This window comes from Arsenophonus nasoniae DSM 15247, assembly GCF_000429565.1.
GTDB classification, from domain to species: Bacteria; Pseudomonadota; Gammaproteobacteria; order Enterobacterales; family Enterobacteriaceae; genus Arsenophonus; species Arsenophonus nasoniae.
Genome location: NZ_AUCC01000293.1, coordinates 1 through 1,070, shown reverse-complemented (window position 1 = coordinate 1,070; position 1,070 = coordinate 1). Strand labels below are relative to the sequence as shown.

At 30.6% G+C, this 1,070-nt stretch carries 2 protein-coding genes; one reads left to right on the top strand and one right to left on the bottom strand.

Going from position 1 to position 1,070, the window contains the following annotated elements; genetic code table 11:
* Window positions 1-148: 148 nt before the first annotated feature.
* Window positions 149-565, bottom strand: a complete 417-nt coding sequence (locus G468_RS0118555) for a helix-turn-helix domain-containing protein (RefSeq protein WP_135677629.1) — start codon at window positions 563-565, stop codon at window positions 149-151.
* Between the two features lie 97 nt (window positions 566-662).
* Between G468_RS0118555 and G468_RS0118550 the strand changes: the two genes are divergently transcribed.
* Complete coding sequence (locus G468_RS0118550; protein WP_026824218.1) at window positions 663-899, top strand: transcriptional regulator; 237 nt, start codon at window positions 663-665, stop codon at window positions 897-899.
* The last annotated feature ends 171 nt before the right edge of the window (window positions 900-1,070 follow it).

Genomic DNA, 1,070 nt, shown 5'->3' with positions numbered 1-1,070 from the left:
AATATTAAATTTAATTAAAGGTAAGTTTTAAACTTATCAGTTAGATTAACAATATGATTTTATTTAAAAAATAAATTTAGAATTGATTGATAGAGGGTTTTTGCTTTTTTATGAGGGAAAAGACGAGGATTTTATTAAAATTTTACCTTTACAAGGATTTGTTTATGTTTTTCTTTTGTAAAAGTTCTTTTAATAGTTTGTCGTAATAATATTTTTTTTCAGTCAAAGTTTTTAAAAGTTCGTTAGATTCACTTTCTGGTAATTCATTGAATAGTTTTAATAATAATTTTTCTTTTTCTGATAATTCAGGTTTCGGGAGGTCTAAGTCATCAATTGAAGCATCACCTTCACCTAAGATCCAAGCCACAGAAACATTTAAATGATCCGCTAATTTTATAGCAGATTCTTTTCCTATGCTTCCCCTTATATACCAACCATTAACAGATTGAGGAGTGACTCCGCAAATTTTTGCCATGTCTGATTTTGTAATTGATTTTACCTCAATAAGTTTATTGAGCCTTTCTGATAAAGGGTTGTTTGTGTTTTTATTTATCATTTTGTTCATATATTAATTTTAAACTTAAAGTTTAAATAATGGAATAAGTTTAAAGTTGACTTTTATTAAGTTTTTTATTTAAATAAAGACTAAAGGAGGAACAATCATGTCTGCCCTAAAGAAAGTTATTAACGTAACAGGCACTGCTACTCGTTTAGCTGCTGCATTAGGTGTTTCAAATATGACAGTTAGTCAATGGAAAAATAAGTATAAAGGTCGTGTGCCTGTCGATCGTGTTTTAGCAATTTACGAATTAACAGGAATAACTCCCCACGAGTTACGCCCTGATATTTACCCAAACCCAACAGATGGTATCCCTGCTGATAAGCAAAATACTATCTGAGTAACACCGTTCTTTAACATTTTGACTCGCTCTAGGCTTTCTTGGAGCCACCACCACCTCATAGGAATATCGAGGAAGGGAATTTTATTACTTAAGGATTATAACCATGGAATATTCAAATACTATCAAAATCACCTGCAAACCTGAGCATTTAGAATCTTACTTCTACCA